The organism is Pseudomonas sp. GW821-FHT01D09, assembly GCF_059422465.1.
This window is the reverse complement of record NZ_JBWKWY010000048.1, coordinates 12,483-28,811: the sequence shown is the minus strand read 5'-3', so window position 1 is coordinate 28,811 and position 16,329 is coordinate 12,483. Positions and strand designations below refer to the sequence as shown.

General features: G+C 60.0%; 14 protein-coding genes. All 14 read left to right on the top strand.

Translation table 11 applies throughout. The features are described 5' to 3' along the window. Positions 1-313 precede the first annotated feature (313 nt). The gene (locus AC07W7_RS25845; protein ID WP_099168105.1) at positions 314-1,054 is read left to right on the top strand and encodes a flagellar basal body rod protein FlgF; all 741 of its coding nucleotides are present in this window, start codon (positions 314-316) and stop codon (positions 1,052-1,054) included. Between the two features lie 67 nt (positions 1,055-1,121). After that, the gene (flgG, locus tag AC07W7_RS25840; RefSeq protein WP_099168097.1) at positions 1,122-1,907 is read left to right on the top strand and encodes a flagellar basal-body rod protein FlgG; all 786 of its coding nucleotides are present in this window, start codon (positions 1,122-1,124) and stop codon (positions 1,905-1,907) included. A gap of 52 nt (positions 1,908-1,959) precedes the next feature. Further along, positions 1,960-2,655, top strand: a complete 696-nt coding sequence (gene flgH, locus AC07W7_RS25835) for a flagellar basal body L-ring protein FlgH (RefSeq protein WP_032859002.1) — start codon at positions 1,960-1,962, stop codon at positions 2,653-2,655. Between the two features lie 27 nt (positions 2,656-2,682). Continuing rightward, the gene (locus AC07W7_RS25830; RefSeq protein ID WP_169955967.1) at positions 2,683-3,771 is read left to right on the top strand and encodes a flagellar basal body P-ring protein FlgI; all 1,089 of its coding nucleotides are present in this window, start codon (positions 2,683-2,685) and stop codon (positions 3,769-3,771) included. Positions 3,772-3,775: 4 nt separating this feature from the next. Then, complete coding sequence (flgJ, locus tag AC07W7_RS25825; RefSeq protein ID WP_495040371.1) at positions 3,776-5,038, top strand: flagellar assembly peptidoglycan hydrolase FlgJ; 1,263 nt, start codon at positions 3,776-3,778, stop codon at positions 5,036-5,038. A gap of 10 nt (positions 5,039-5,048) precedes the next feature. Further along, positions 5,049-7,073, top strand: a complete 2,025-nt coding sequence (gene flgK, locus AC07W7_RS25820) for a flagellar hook-associated protein FlgK (RefSeq protein WP_495040370.1) — start codon at positions 5,049-5,051, stop codon at positions 7,071-7,073. A gap of 14 nt (positions 7,074-7,087) precedes the next feature. Continuing rightward, positions 7,088-8,707, top strand: a complete 1,620-nt coding sequence (locus AC07W7_RS25815) for a flagellar hook-associated protein 3 (protein WP_099168101.1) — start codon at positions 7,088-7,090, stop codon at positions 8,705-8,707. Positions 8,708-8,975: 268 nt separating this feature from the next. Then, a complete protein-coding gene (locus tag AC07W7_RS25810) occupies positions 8,976-9,905 on the top strand; it encodes a ketoacyl-ACP synthase III (RefSeq protein ID WP_099168102.1) in 930 nt (309 codons plus the stop codon). 285 nt (positions 9,906-10,190) lie between these two features. Further along, complete coding sequence (locus tag AC07W7_RS25805; RefSeq protein ID WP_169901365.1) at positions 10,191-11,906, top strand: flagellin N-terminal helical domain-containing protein; 1,716 nt, start codon at positions 10,191-10,193, stop codon at positions 11,904-11,906. 71 nt (positions 11,907-11,977) lie between these two features. Then, entirely contained in the window at positions 11,978-12,325 is a 348-nt protein-coding gene (locus AC07W7_RS25800; RefSeq protein ID WP_169901364.1) for a flagellar protein FlaG, read from the top strand. 83 nt (positions 12,326-12,408) lie between these two features. After that, entirely contained in the window at positions 12,409-13,773 is a 1,365-nt protein-coding gene (fliD, locus tag AC07W7_RS25795) for a flagellar filament capping protein FliD (protein WP_495040369.1), read from the top strand. Between the two features lie 128 nt (positions 13,774-13,901). Further along, positions 13,902-14,291, top strand: coding sequence for a flagellar export chaperone FliS (gene fliS, locus AC07W7_RS25790; RefSeq protein WP_169901362.1), 390 nt, complete (start codon positions 13,902-13,904; stop codon positions 14,289-14,291). A 25-nt stretch (positions 14,292-14,316) separates the two neighbouring features. Then, positions 14,317-14,613, top strand: coding sequence for a flagellar protein FliT (fliT, locus tag AC07W7_RS25785; protein WP_057438799.1), 297 nt, complete (start codon positions 14,317-14,319; stop codon positions 14,611-14,613). A gap of 173 nt (positions 14,614-14,786) precedes the next feature. Further along, positions 14,787-16,262, top strand: a complete 1,476-nt coding sequence (locus AC07W7_RS25780) for a sigma-54 dependent transcriptional regulator (protein WP_169901361.1) — start codon at positions 14,787-14,789, stop codon at positions 16,260-16,262. The last annotated feature ends 67 nt before the right edge of the window (positions 16,263-16,329 follow it).

The following is a 16,329-nucleotide window of genomic DNA, read 5'->3' as shown; positions in this document are numbered from 1 at the left end:
CGATAGCGGTGGGTCAGCCAACAAATCTGGCACTGATACACCGCTATCGCGGCGATGCGGCGACCCGACAAGCCCGCTCCCACACAAGCCCACCCCATATTGAATGTGTATAGCTGCCAAGACCGGTGTTTGCCGCAACCGGCAGAACTCCGCCGTTTTTCCGACTCGTCCTGCCCCTCCAATAATCCTTGATACGCCCCAACCCCTTGCCCCACCTGCCTTTCCCCGACTTTTAAAAAGTTGGTGCGCAAATTGCTAAAGACTCCTCAGTACATCGGTGGGCGGCAAACGTCCGTCAGTAAGAGGAATGAGCGTGGACAAGTACCTTTATGTGGCAATGACCGGCGCCAGCCAGAATGCACTGGCGCAAAAGGCCCATGCCAACAACCTGGCGAACATTTCCACCAACGGTTTTCAGCGTGACCTGGAACAGGCCCGCTCGATGCCGGTGTTTGGTGACAGCTTTCCGGCGCGGGCGTTTGCCTTGACCGAGCGCCCTGGCACTGACTTTTCCCCCGGCTCAATGGTCGAGACCGGCCGGGACCTGGACGTTGCCGTCGGCGGCGATGGCTGGATCGCCGTGCAAACTCCCAATGGCGGTGAGGCCTACGTGCGCACCGCGAGCATGAATATCGATGCGCTGGGCGTGCTGCGGGCCGGCAACGGGATGCCGATCATGGGCAATGGCGGGCCGATTTCGGTGCCGCCCGAGCAGAAGGTCGAAATCGGCGAAGACGGCACCATCAGCATCCGCGCCATGGGCGAAGGCCCGCGGGTGATGGCGGAAGTGGACCGCATCAAGCTGGTCAAGCCGGACCTGGCTAACATGACCAAGGGCCTGGACGGCGCGATCCACACCAAGGACGGCCAGCCGGCGGTGGCCGATGCCAGCGTCAAGGTGAATTCGGGCTTTTTGCAGTCGAGCAACGTCAATGCCGTCGAAGAAATGACGGCGGTGCTGGCCCTGTCCAAGCAGTTTGAATTGCACGTGAAAATGATGAACAGCGCCAAAGAAGACGACCAGGCCATGACCCGCGTCATGCAGATGAGCTGATTGCAGCGTCACTGATTACTAATTTCGTAACGCGGCGCCAACAAACAGGCGCACGAAGGAGAACAGCATGCTTCCGGCTCTATGGGTTGCCAAAACCGGTCTGTCCGCCCAGGACACCAACCTGACCGTTATTTCCAACAACCTGGCGAACGTTTCGACCACGGGCTTCAAACGTGATCGCGCCGAGTTCCAGGACCTGCTCTATCAGATCAAGCGCCAGCCGGGTGCCCAGTCGACCCAGGACAGCGAACTGCCGTCGGGCCTGCAAGTGGGGACCGGTGTGTCCATCGTCGGCACCCAGAAGAACTTCACCGCCGGCAACCTGCAGCAGACCAACCAGCCGCTGGACATGGCCATCAACGGTCGTGGTTTCTTCCAGATCCTGCAGCCGGATGGCACTACTTCCTACACCCGTGACGGTACTTTCCACCTGGACTCCAATGGCCAGGTGGTAACCGCCAACGGTTTTGCCCTGGAGCCGGCGATTGTCGTGCCCAACGATGCCCAGACCTTCACCGTCGGCACCGATGGCACCGTGTCGGTCACCATCGCCGGCAACCCGGCCTCGCAAGTGATCGGCAACCTGCAGACCGCCGACTTTATCAACCCGGCCGGCCTGCAAGCCACCGGTAACAACCTGTTCCTGGAAACCGCCTCCAGCGGCGCGCCGCAAGTCGGCACCCCGGGCCTCAATGGGTTCGGCACCACCCTGCAAAGCACCCTGGAAACCTCCAACGTCAGCACCGTGGAAGAGATGGTCAACATGATCACCACCCAGCGTGCCTACGAAATGAACTCCAAGGTGATCTCCACCGCCGACCAGATGCTTTCGTTCGTTACGCAGAATCTGTAATCCAGTCTAAGGGGCGCCCATAAGGCGCCTGCAACACCGTGAGGTAAAGGTCATGAGTCGCTTTGTTTCTGTTCTGGCATTGAGTGGGATTGCCGTGCTCGCGGGCTGTGTCGCGCCGACGCCAAAACCCAATGACCCGTACTACGCGCCGGTGTTGCCGCGCACGCCGCTGCCAGCGGCGGCCAACAATGGCTCGATCTACCAGGCCGGTTTTGAACAGAACCTGTACAGCGACCGCAAGGCGTTCCGGGTCGGGGATATCATCACCATCACCCTCAACGAGCGCACCACGGCGAGCAAGAATGCCAACTCCCAGGTGGCCAAGAACAGCAAGACCGGCATCGGCCTGACCTCGCTGTTTGGCGGTGGCTTGAACACCAACAACCCCCTGGGCAGCGGTGACCTGAGCCTGGACGTGGGCTACAGCGGCGACCGCGCCACCAACGGCAGCAGCAAGGCCGGGCAGGGCAACAGCCTGGTGGGTTCGATCACCGTGACCGTCGCCGATGTGCTGCCCAACGGCATCATTGCCGTGCGCGGCGAGAAGTGGATGACCCTCAACACCGGTGACGAACTGGTGCGCATTGCCGGCATGGTGCGCGCGGACGATATCGCCACCGACAACACGGTGCCGTCCACACGGATTGCCGATGCACGCATTACCTATTCGGGTACGGGTTCGTTTGCCGACGCCAGTCAGCCGGGTTGGTTCGACCGTTTCTTCCTTAGCCCGCTGTTCCCTTTCTAGGTGATCACTTTGAACCTTAAACAGCTGATGGCGGCGGTGTTGTTGCTCTCCCTGAGCGTCGCTGCCCAGGCCGAACGCCTGAAGGACATCGCCAGTATTTCCGGGGTGCGCACCAACCAGTTGATCGGCTACGGCCTGGTGGTGGGCCTCAACGGCACGGGCGACCAGACCACCCAGACCCCGTTCACCCTGCAGACCTTCAACAACATGCTCTCGCAGTTCGGGATCAAAGTGCCGCCAGGCTCGGGCAACGTGCAGCTGAAAAACGTCGCGGCGGTGTCGATCAGTGCCGACCTGCCGGCATTCTCCAAGCCGGGGCAGGTGGTGGACATCACCGTCTCGTCCATCGGTAACTCGAAAAGCCTGCGCGGCGGCACTTTGCTGATGACCCCCCTTAAAGGTATCGACGGCAATGTCTACGCCATCGCCCAGGGCAACCTGGTGGTGGGCGGGTTTGATGCCGAAGGGCGCGACGGCTCGAAGATCACCGTCAACGTGCCATCGGCCGGGCGGATTCCGGGTGGCGCCACCGTGGAGCGCACCGTGCCCAGCGGGTTCAACCAGGGCAACAGCTTGACCCTGAACCTCAACCGTTCGGATTTCACCACCGCCAAGCGCGTGGTCGACAAGATCAACGACATGCTCGGCCCGGGCGTGGCCCAGGCCATCGACGGCGGCTCGATCCGCGTGACCGCGCCGCTGGACCCCAGCCAGCGTGTGGACTACCTGTCGATCCTGGAAAACCTTGAGGTTGACCCGGGCCAGGCGGTGGCCAAAGTCATCATCAACTCACGTACCGGCACCATCGTGATCGGGCAGAACGTCAAGGTATCGCCAGCGGCCGTGACCCACGGCAGCCTGACCGTGACCATTACCGAAGACCCGATTGTCAGCCAGCCCGGGCCGTTGTCCGGTGGCCAGACTGCCGTGGTCCCGCGTTCGCGGGTCAATGCCCAGCAAGAAGCCAAGCCGATGTTCAAGTTCGGCCCCGGCACCACCCTGGATGAAATCGTGCGTGCGGTGAACCAGGTGGGCGCGGCGCCCGGCGACTTGATGGCGATCCTTGAAGCCCTGAAACAGGCCGGCGCCTTGCAAGCCGACCTGATCGTGATTTGAGGCCATGGCCATGGACATGCGCAAGAGCGGTATCGCCAGCACGGCAGACTCGGGTTCCTACTCCGATCTGAACCGGCTTAACCAGCTCAAGTTCGGCGACAAGAACAGCGACGGCAACATGCGCAAAGTGGCGCAGGAATTCGAGTCGCTGTTTCTCAACGAGATGCTCAAGTCCATGCGCTCGGCCACCGATGCCCTGGGCAAGGACAACCCGCTGAACACGCCGGCGGCCAAGCAGTATCAGGAAATGTACGACCAGCAACTGGCCGTCTCGCTGTCCCGCGAGGGCGGTGGTATCGGCCTGGCGGACGTGCTGTTGCGCCAGATGCAAAAGAACCAGCCGGTGGCAGGGCAGGCCTCGACCTTGCAGGGCCCAGAGGCGGTCGAGAAGAAAGTCGACGTGCCGACGCCGATTGCCGCCGGCACCCTGGCCGATGGTCCGCTGGGCCGCGCCAATGGCCAGCGGGCGCTGTGGGCGGCGCGGGTCGAGGTGGCGCCGCGGGCCGATGACGGCACCGTGCACAATGATATGGCGCTGATGAACCAGCGGCGCATCGCCTTGCCGAGCAAGCTCACCGATCGCCTGCTGGCCGGTATTGTGCCGGGCGTCGAGGCGCCCGGCACCGCCAAGGCTGCGCCATTGCGCAACAGCGCCGCCGAAGATGGCGTGATCAACGGCGCGGCGCGTACCTTTGCCGCCCGCGATTCGCGCATGCAGATCTACGGTCGCGCCGTGGCCCAGCCACCGCTGGCCCCGGCGAAAAAAGCCTTCAGCTCCCAAGACGAGTTTGTCGCCACCATGCTGCCCATGGCCAAGCAGGCGGCCGAGCGCATTGGCATCGACCCGCGCTACCTGGTGGCCCAGGCCGCCCTGGAAACCGGCTGGGGCAAATCGGTGATGCGCCAGCAAGACGGCAGCAGCAGCCACAACCTGTTTGGCATCAAGGCCGGCCAAAGCTGGCAGGGTGCCCAGGCGCGGGCGATTACCAGCGAGTTTCGCAATGGCGAGATGGTCAAGGAGACGGCGCAATTCCGTTCCTACGGCTCTTACCAGGACAGCTTCCACGACCTCGTGACCCTGCTGCAAAGCAATGAAAGATATAAAGAAGTGCTGAAGTCGGCCGATAACCCCGAACAGTTTGTACGCGAGTTGCAAAAGGCCGGTTATGCAACGGATCCAGACTACGCCAGCAAGATTTCGCAGATCGCCAAAACCATGAACAGTTACCAGAACTACGCTGCCGCTGGCGCATCCACTCATTTATAAGGTTTGAACCATGGGTTTGCTCAATATCGGGATGTCAGGACTCAATGCGGCTCAGGGATCGCTTGCGACCTTGAGTAACAACATTGCCAACGCCAAGACCCCTGGCTACTCACGTCAACAGACCACGCAGACGGCCAACGGCTTGACCGGGAGCGGCGGTGTGTTCGTGGGCACCGGCACGACGCTGTCGGATGTGCGCCGGGTGTATAACCAGTTCCTCGATACCCAGTTGCAGACCACCACATCGTTGAATTTCGACGCCAAGGCTTACCTGGACCAGATCGGTTCGGTGGACAAGCTGCTGTCCGACAAGTCCACTGGAGTCGGTGCGGCCTTGAACAGTTTTTTCGCCGCGTTGCAGACGTCTTCGGCAAACCCCAGCGACAACTCCGCGCGCCAGTTGGTCCTGACCATTGCCCAGACCCTGGGCAACCGCTTCAACTCGATTGCCAGTGAACTGAACAAACAGAAAGAAGGCATCAACAGCCAACTGGAGACCATCACCGGCCAGGTCAATCAACTGACGTCGTCGATTGCCTCCCTCAACCAGCAGATCTCCCAGGCCAAGGGCCAGGGCAATGGCGAGCCGGCGAACCTGCTGGATGCGCGCAACGAAGCCGTGCGCTCGCTCAATGAGTTGGTGGGGGTCAAGGTCACCGAGTCGGAAGGTCACTTCAATGTGTCCCTGGGCACCGGCCAGACCCTGGTGGCGGACGGTGTCTCCAACAAGCTGTCGGCCGTGCCGAGCCGCGATGACAAGAGCCAGTACTCGATCATGTTGGCCAGTGCCGGGCAGCAGATGGACGTCAGTTCGGTGATCAGCGGTGGCACCATCGGTGGCTTGCTGCGTTATCGCCAGGATGTGCTGATGCCGGCCATCAACGACCTGGGGCGTACCGCCATGGTCGTCGGCGAAGCGATCAATACTCAGTTGGGCCAGGGCCTGGATGCCAACGGGCAGTTTGGCGGCGCGCTGTTCAATGACATCAACAGTGCGTTTGCCATCGGCCAGCGCAGTGTCGGCGGCCCGAACAATAGTGCGGGCTCCGGCAACCTCAATGTCACGATCACCGACACCAGCAAACTGAGCACCTTTGACTACAAGGTGACGTTCAGCGACGACAAGATGTACACCGTGCTGCGTTCGGACGGTAAGTCCATGGGCACCTACGACATTACCCAGACACCACCGCAAATCGACGGTTTCACCCTGGCCCTAGATGGCAAGGGGCCGGTGGCCGCAGGCGATACGTTCAAGGTCAGCCCGACCGCCGGTGGCGCGATGGACCTCAAGGTGGTGATGACTGACCCCAACAAGCTGGCGTTTTCTGCGCCGCTGCTGGCCGAGGGCAACAAGAACAACAGTGGCACCGGCGTGTTCGGTGCGCCGACCCTGAGCTTGCCCCTGGATATCCATGGCGGCGCCGGCACCGCGCAGCTGGAAGCGGCGATCAAGGGCTCGATGCCGGTCAAGATGACCTTTGGCAAGCCTGCCGCCGATGGCACCCAGAGCTATGTGATCAATAACGCCCAGGGCCAGCCCATTGGCACCGGCACCATCGTGCCGGGCCAGGACAACAAACTGACGATCAAGGTGCCGTACGTCGATGCCAATGGCGACCCGCAGACGTTCGGGGTCGACACGGTGATCCGCGGCGAACCGAAGGCGGACGACAGCTTCACCGTATCGTTCAACAGTGGCGGCAAACTGGACAACCGCAATGCCCTGCAATTGCTCGACCTGCAAACCCGCAAGACTGTGGGCGCCACCGATGGCAATGCCGGCGTGAGCATGAGCACCGCGTACAGCCAGTTGGTGTCGTCCGTGGGCGGCAAGGCCAGCCAGGCCAACGTCGATAACAACGCCACCGGCGCCATGCTCGCGGCGGCCACGTCCAATCGCAGCTCGGTGTCCCAGGTCAACCTGGATGAGGAGGCCGGCGATATGATCCGTTTCCAGCAGTACTACACCGCGTCGTCGCAGATCATTAAAGCTGCGCAAGAAACCTTCAGCACGCTGATCAACAGCCTTTAAGGGAGTTTGAGACGATGCGTATCTCGACCGAACAGTATTTCAACACCACGACTGCGCGTTATACCAATAACTTCTCCAACGTCACCAAGACCCAGCAGCAGATCGATTCCGGCGTACGCATCCAGACGGCGGCAGATGATCCGGTGGGCGCGGCGCGTTTGCTGTTGCTGCAACAGCAGCAGGATATGTTGGGGCAGTACGCGGGCAATATCAGCAGCATGAAAAACTCGCTCAACAGCGAGGAAAGCGTGCTCGACGGCATCAACACCGCCCTGCAACGGGCCGGTGAACTGTCCCTCAAGGTCGCCGGCAAGGGCGGTGGCGGCATCAGTGACGACGACCGTAAGGCCGTAGCGGCCGAGATCGGTGAGATCGAGAAGCAGGTGTTGAGCCTGCTCAACAGCAAGGATTCGTCCGGCCATTACCTGTTTGCCGGCGGCAAGAGCGACACCCCGCCGTACGCTCGCAACAGCGACGGCACCTACAGCTATCAGGGGGATGAAACCCCCCTGAGCCTGAAGGTTTCCGACACCTTGTCGATGGTGGTCAACGACACTGGCAAATCGATCCTGGAAGGCACGGTCAACGCGGGGCGTACCCAGGCGACCGGTTCGGTCAACGATGGCAAGGTCCTGGTTTCGGGCGGGATCGTTACGTCGCCGTCGACCTATGACAGCAGCTTCACTGACGGCCAGCCGTACAAACTGACCTTCCTCAGCAGCACCGAATACACCGTGACGGATGCGACGGGCAATGACATCACCGCGCAAACCCCCGGCAACGGCAAGTTCGATGCGACCAAGGAGGGCAGCGCTTCGGTCACCGTGCGCGGCGTGACCTTTGATATCGACCAGAACCTCGGCGACGCCAAGCCCGGCGCAGAGGCGGATGCGGTGTACAAGGACCGGGTGTTCACCCTGGAAGGCAAGCCGGACAGCTTCAGTGTCTCGCGCACGCCCAGCAACGCCTCCTCGGCGCAACTGTCGGCCGGGGCTGTCACCAGCCAGGCGGATTACAGCAGCACCTTCCCGAACAAGGGCGCGGTGATCAAGTTCACCTCGGCCACGGCGTACGAGGTGTATGCCCAGCCGATCACCGCCGACAGCACGCCGGTGTCCAACGGCAATGTGGTCCCGGGTACGCCCGCCCAGCCAGGGCCGCCACCTGTGCCGGCCACGCCGGATACCATCACGGCGGCGGGCGTGACGTTCAACATTACCGGCGCCCCCGGCAGTGGCGATCAGTTTGCGGTAGGTTCCAATACCCACAAGACGCAAAATGCGCTGGATACCCTCAGCCAGTTGCGCCAGGCCCTGGAAACCCCGTCCGACGGCGACCCGATTGCCCAGGCCAAGCTGACCGACGTGGTCAACTCGGCGATTACCAACCTTAAGGCCTCCCAGGCCCAGGTTGACGGCGTACGGGGCTCCATCGGGGCGCGGCTGAACACACTGTCGATCCAGGAAACCGAGAACACCAGCATGGTGCTGGCCAACAAGTCGACCACCGCCGCCATTGGCGATACCGATGTGGCCACGGCCTCGATTGACCTGGCGTTCCAGAAGGCAATGCTGGAGGCCTCGCAGCTGGCCTTTGTGAAAATCTCCCAGTTGAGCCTGTTCAGCCGGATGTAATCGGCCCGGCAAGACCCGGCGGCTCACCCTGGAAACAGGGTGGGCCGTTGTCGTTTCTGGCGCAGGCTTTTAAACAAAGCGCACAAAAATGAGTGACCTATGAGTCATAAAGCGCATCTTCACTGTATCGTGTGAAAAGGCCAGGGCATCTTTCAGGTCCAGGTCAAGGCGACTTCGATGGTTTTTTGCGGGGTTATCCCCTTTATTGTCAGCGCTCCTGAAGGGTTTTCAGGGGTGTTCTCCAGCTATTTTGTATTGGGAAGCCACAATGATTGGCATAAAAAGCATCGCCAGCTACGTGCCGGCAGAAGGGCTGGACAACTACGCCCAGGGTGCCAAATTCGCCAAGGATGAAGAGTTCATCATTGGCAAGATCGGTTCGGCATTCCTGCCACGCAAGGAGGCTGGCCAGGAAACCTCTGATCTGTGCGTCGAGGCGGTCAACGCCTTGTTTGCCAATAACCCTGGGCTCAAGCGCGAGTCGATTGACGCGCTGATCGTCGTGACCCAGAACGGCGACGAAGAAGGGCTGCCGCACACCGCCGCCATCGTCCAGGACAAGCTAGGCCTGCCGACCCACGTCGCGGCCTTCGATATTTCCCTGGGCTGCTCCGGCTATGTCTACGGCATCTACGCCATGAAGGGCTTTATGGAAGCTGCCGGCCTGAAAAACGGCCTGCTGGTGACCGCCGATCCGTACTCGAAGATCGTCGACCCGGAAGATCGCAACACCACCATGCTGTTCGGCGACGCCGCCACCGCCACCTGGATGGGCGAAGACGCTCCCTGGCAGCTGGGCAAGGCCAAGTTCGGCACCGACGGCTCCGGTGCGCCGCACTTGAAGGTCAGCGATGGCGTGTTCTTTATGAACGGCCGCCAGGTCTTCAACTTTGCATTGCTCAAGGTGCCGGCGCATTTGCACGAGTTGCTCAAAGAGTCGGACCTTGTGGCCGACGATATCGATGCGTTCTGCATCCACCAGGGCAGCGCGGCGATTGTCGATGCCGTGGCGCGGCGCTTTGAAGATGCGCCGGTGGAGAAGTTCATCAAGGACATGGTCGAGACCGGCAACACCGTGTCGTCGAGCATTCCGCTGCTGCTGGAAAAGCACGTGATGGATGCCGAGTGGAAACGCGTGGCCATCAGTGGCTTCGGGGTTGGCCTGTCGTGGGGTTCGGCGATTATCTATCGGCCGTGATGTTTTGATAGGCTGCATAAAAAACGCCCAGGGTCGAAAGATCATGGGCGTTTTTTTATGCGTGTATTGAGACGGTGTTCTGGCGCCAGTAACCCGTGATCACTGGCATTTTGACCATCTATAAGGCCTTGAAATACAGGGGGTGGCACAGGGCTAGCAAAAAAAATCAAAAAAATCCTCAAGCAACTTGCATTCACGACGATAACTATTACGAAGGTTCTCTAGGCCACACCCGGCGGTTGCCAGGGCCGGAAGCCGCAGTATCCAACTCACGAGGATTTCGTCATGGCAATGTCCGTAAACACCAACATCACTTCCCTGGGCGTCCAGAAGAACCTGAACAAAGCTTCCGACGCTTTGAGCCAGTCGATGAACCGTCTGTCTTCCGGCCTGAAAATCAACAGCGCCAAAGACGACGCCGCTGGCATGCAGATCGCCAACCGTCTGAACAACCAGGTCAAAGGCCTGAACGTTGCCATCGCCAACGCCAACAACGGCGTGTCGATTGCCCAGACCGCTGAAGGCGCAATGCAAGAATCCACCAACACCCTGCAGCGTCTGCGTGAACTCGCCCTGCAAGCGGCCAACGGTGATAAAAGCGACGCTGACCGTGTTTCCCTGCAACAAGAATTCACCGCTAAAGTCGGCGAGCTGAACCGTATCGCCAGCACCACCACCTTCGGTGGTCGTAACCTGCTCGACGGCTCGTTCAGCAACGTAGCGTTCCAGATCGGTGCCAACGCCAACGAGACTATCTCGTTCGGTATGACTGACATCAGCTCGACTGCTCTGAAAGGCAACTACAAAGAAGCTGCTGTAGATGGCACTGCAATGACTGGTCTGGCTGCTACTGCTACTGGCTCGGTACTGGGTGACAAGGCATCTAAAGTTGGTGCCGCCGCCGCTGCTGCTGTTGTTGCTGGTGACGCATTCACTATCAACGGTGTAACAATCAACCTGACAGCTGCTGGTGGTGCTGGTGCTGGTGGTACTGCTGCAGTAGCAGACATTAATGCTAAAACTGCTCAGACAGGCGTGACCGCCAGCACTGATGCTGCTGGTGTTGTGACCTTGTCGTCGAAAAGCGACATCACTTTGGGCTTGGCTGGCGGTACCGCTACTGACGGTCTGGCCAAACTCGGCCTGGGCGCACCGGGTACAACTGCTGCCGTTGCAACAACTGCTGCTAGTGCCATGGGTGCTGCCGGTGCCATCACTGTCAACGGCACTGCTGTAACTTGGGCTAACGCTGACACTGTGACCGACGTATTGGCTGACATTGCAACAGCTGCCGGCGCTGGCGCTACTGCAACCTTCACCGATGGTCGCGTAAAAGTGGTCTCCGGTAACGGTGAAGACATCAAGCTGGCTAACACTTCCAGCGGTTCGCTGTCGCAGTTGGGCCTCTCGGCTGGCACTACTCAAGCTAAACTGACTGCCGATACTTCCATCGATGTAAATGGTGTCGAAGTCAAATTCAAGAAGGGTGATACCGCTGACGCGATCGTCTCTTCGATCAACAGCGCCAGCACCGGTGTTCAAGCCAGCAAAAACGCTGATGGCACCCTGAACCTGTTTGCTGACAAAGACATCACCATCAAGGACGGTAGTGCCGGTACTGGTCTGGCTGCCTTGGGTCTGACCGCTGTTGCTGCTGCCGGCACCAAAACTGCCGTCACCATGGAAACCAGCGTTTCCGACCTGAACATTCTGACTGCCGCTTCTTCCCAGCAAGCCATCCAGGCCCTGGACGACGCCATGCAGCAGATCGACAGCCAGCGTTCGCAGCTGGGTGCGGTGCAAAACCGTTTCGCCAGCACCGTGGCCAACCTGCAGAGCATTTCGCAGAACTCCTCGGCTGCCAAAGGCCGCGTAGAAGACGCTGACTTCGCTGCCGAAGCCGCTGAACTGACCAAGCAACAAACCCTGCAACAGGCTTCCACTGCGATCCTGTCCCAGGCCAACCAACTGCCATCCGCTGTACTGAAGCTGCTTCAGTAATAACGGCCAGCGGTTAATCAACGGGGGGGTGCTAACGTGCCCTTCCGTTTTTTCAGTTTGGAGGTGATGACATGGACATAAGCATCAGGCTGAACACGTCTTACCCGGTTGCGACCACCCAGGCTCCTGGCGCTGCGACAGCGCAGGTCAAGCCGCCTGTGGCGCAGGCCGATAACGAGCCCGCCGAGGAACCGCAGCGCATGGCCCTGGAAAAAGCGGTAACCGATATGCGTGAGTTTGTGCAGGCTTCACAGCGCAACCTGGATTTTTCCATCGATGACTCCACCGGGAAGGTGGTGGTCAAGGTGATTGCGACCGACAGTGGTGAAGTGATCCGACAAATTCCATCGGAGACTGCGCTGAAGTTGGCGCAGAACCTGAGCGATGCCAGCAGCCTGTTGTTTGATACAAAGGCTTGAGTTGGCACGAAACATGTTTCTGATTGCTGCTTGGGCGTTCGTACGCCAAAAAAGCGGCAACCGCAGGACAAGGAGAGTAGCAAATGGCTAGTTCAACGATTTCCGGCCCCGGTTCGGGCTACGACACCCAAGCCATCGTCAAGGCGTTGGTGGGGGCCGAGAGGGCGCCCAAAGACGCGCAGATCACCGCCCAGCAGAAAGACGCCACCGTCAAGCTGTCGGCCGTGGGCTCGGTGAAAACGGCGCTGGAAGCCTACCAGGCGGCAATCACCAAGTTGAACAATCAGGCCGCCTTCAATGGCTTGGCTGCCACTACCTCCGAAGAAAAAAACGCCAAGGTCACCCTGGGTGACGGCGCGGCCCCCGGCAAGTACACCCTTGAGGTCGAAAAACTGGCGACTTCGTCGAAGGTCTCCAGCAAGGTTATCGAAGGGGGGGCTTCGGGCAAAGCCAATGCCAGCGATGAAGCTCAGACGCTGACAATTACCCAGTCGGGTAAAAGCTACGACGTATTGGTGCCGGGTGGCGCGACCCTGCAGGAGGTTCGCGAATCCATCAATACCCAGCTTTCTGCCCAAGGCATCAGTGCCAACGTCCTGAGTGACTCCAACGGCGGGCGCCTGGTCTTGACCTCCAACACCAGCGGCGTAGGCACCGACATCACCCTCGGCGGCAATTCAGAGTTGGCAGTCGGTTATGACAAAGGTACGCCGCCGGTGAACGCCAAGTACTCCATCGATGGCGTCAAGATGGAGTCCACCAGCAACAAGATCACTTCCGCGATCAGCGGCGTGACCCTGGAACTGCTAGATGGCGACCTGACCAAGAAGGTCACTCTTACCGTAGCCAGCAACACCGACACCCTGAAGACCTCGGTACAGTCGTTCGTCACCGCCTACAACGCGCTGATGACCGCTATCAACACCCAGACCAAGGTCACCGCCACCGGCGATGCCTCCACCACCACGGCGGGTGCTTTGACCGGCGATGCATCGATGCGCCAGTTGGTCTCCAGCCTGCGCTCCGAACTGGTCAACGGCAAGGGGGCGGGCAGCATGAGCAGCTTGGCCCAGATGGGCATTACTACCGACCAGAAAACCGGCTTGCTGAGCCTGGAAGACAAGGCCTGGGACAAGGCGGTGGTCAAGGGTGCTGGTGACATTGCCAAGATGTTCACCGGCGACACCGGCCTGATCACGCGCATGAACAAGGCGACCGCCAGCTACGTCGGCACCACCGGCACCCTGGCGACCCGTGCGACGGATCTCAATACCAAACTGACTGACCTGACCACCGAAAAGGCTGACCTGGACCGCCGCATGGAAGCCCTGCAGAAGTCCCTGTCGGCCAAGTACACGGCCATGGACACGATGATTGCGCAGATCAACTCCCGCAGCTCCAGCATCATGACTACCCTCAACTCGCTGAACAATCCTAAGTCGAACTGATGGATGGCGCGCCCGCAGGCCCTGAAAAAGGGCCCGGGCACTCGGTGAGGGATTAAAGTTTTTGTCGGTACAGTCGAAAAACTGCTTAAGCAATCCTATTTGACTGTGGTCTGTAACGAGGTAGCAACATGAACCCTATGAGAGCCCTTCGCCAATACCAGAAGGTCAATTCCCACGCCCAGGTCTCTGAAGCCAGCCCGCACCGTCTGGTGCAGATGCTGATGGAAGGCGGCCTTGACCGCATGGCCCAGGCCAAGGGTGCGTTGAGCCGTGGTGATATCGCCCAGAAGGGCCTGATGCTGGGCAAGGCGATTGAGATCATCTCTGGCCTGCGTGATGGCCTGGAACCGGAAAAAGCCGAAGATCCAGCCGCCGTGCAACGCCTGGATGCGTTGTACGCTTACATGAGTAACCGTCTGGTTGAGGCCAATGGCGTCAACGATGCCGACATGATCGACGAAGTCGCGCGTTTGTTGATTACTGTAAAAAGTGGCTGGGATGCCATCGCGCCACAATAAGGCCGTCGGCCTTGAGGAACACAGCATGAGCCACGCACTGCAACGGATTGACGAAACCCGCGACGCCTTGGTTGGCGCGCTGGCGGAACGCAATTGGGATGCTATCAGCGAATTGGACATGGGCTGCCGTGTCTGGATCGACGAAGTACTCAGCGAAGCGCCGGTGGACGAGGACGCGCTACGGGAGAAGCTGGAGAGCCTGTTGGCGGTCTACCAGCAGCTGCTGGAAGTGACGACCGGCGAGCGCCAGGCGATTTTTGAAGAGATGTCGCAGATCAACCAAGCGAAAAATGCGTCAAAGGTTTACCATCTGTTCGGCTGATCTGGCTCAGTTAATCCGAACATAGCGCGTCATAAATTTGACTGGTCGCATAATTTTGACTTAACTAGTGCTATTTTCAGACGTCAGGTATCCGTAGCGCAGAAAACGCCTACAGCTATCTAGATTGCCCCGATTCGAGGGCATTTGAGTTTTACTAGGGAAGTTGCTATTGCATGTGGCGTGAAACCAAAATTCTGCTGATCGATGACGATAGCGTTCGCCGCCGCGACCTGGCGGTGATTTTGAATTTTCTTGGCGAAGAAAATTTGCCCTGCGGCAGCCATGATTGGCAGCAGGCTGTCAGCTCTTTGTCATCGAGCCGTGAAGTTATCTGTGTGCTGATCGGGACGGTAAACGCTCCTGGCGCAGTTCTGGGCCTGTTAAAGACACTCTCAACCTGGGATGAGTTCCTTCCCGTGTTGCTGATGGGCGATATTTCTTCCGTGGATTTGCCGGAAGACCAGCGCCGCCGTGTGCTTTCCACCCTGGAAATGCCCCCCAGCTACAGCAAATTGCTCGACTCCCTGCACCGTGCCCAGGTCTATCGCGAGATGTACGACCAGGCCCGCGAGCGCGGTCGTCACCGCGAACCCAACCTGTTCCGCAGCCTGGTCGGCACCAGCCGTGCGATCCAGCACGTGCGCCAGATGATGCAGCAAGTGGCCGATACCGACGCCAGCGTGCTGATCCTCGGCGAGTCCGGCACCGGCAAGGAAGTGGTTGCGCGTAACCTGCATTACCATTCCAAGCGCCGCGACGGACCTTTTGTGCCGGTCAACTGCGGGGCGATCCCGGCAGAGCTGCTCGAAAGCGAGCTGTTCGGCCACGAGAAGGGCGCCTTTACCGGCGCGATCACCAGCCGTGCCGGGCGTTTTGAGCTGGCCAACGGCGGCACCCTGTTCCTCGACGAAATCGGCGATATGCCGCTGCCGATGCAGGTCAAGCTGTTGCGCGTATTGCAGGAGCGGACCTTTGAGCGTGTGGGCAGTAACAAGACCCAGAGTGTCGACGTGCGCATCATCGCGGCCACCCACAAGAACCTCGAAAGCATGATCGAGGTCGGCAGCTTCCGCGAAGACCTGTACTACCGCCTCAATGTATTCCCCATCGAGATGGCCCCGCTGCGCGAGCGCGTGGAAGACATCCCATTGCTGATGAACGAACTGATCTCGCGCATGGAGCACGAAAAGCGCGGCTCGATCCGTTTCAACTCCGCCGCAATCATGTCCCTGTGCCGCCACGGCTGGCCGGGCAATGTGCGCGAGCTGGCCAACCTGGTGGAGCGCATGGCGATCATGCATCCGTACGGGGTGATCGGCGTGGTCGAGTTGCCGAAAAAATTCCGCTACGTCGACGACGAAGACGAGCAACTGGTGGACAGCCTGCGCAGCGACCTCGAAGAGCGGGTAGCGATCAACGGCCACACCCCGGACTTCGGCGCCAACGCCATGTTGCCGCCCGAAGGCCTGGACCTGAAGGACTACCTCGGCAGCCTGGAACAAGGGCTGATCCAGCAGGCCCTGGACGACGCCAATGGCATCGTCGCCCGCGCCGCCGAGCGCCTGCGCATCCGCCGCACCACCCTGGTGGAAAAGATGCGCAAGTACGGCATGAGCCGCCGTGAAGGCGATGAACAGGCGGATGATTGACGCCTGTTTTTTAACTTGCTGAAAAATAAGGACATTTTTTTCGGCACGGGTATTGCTATAGCACTCG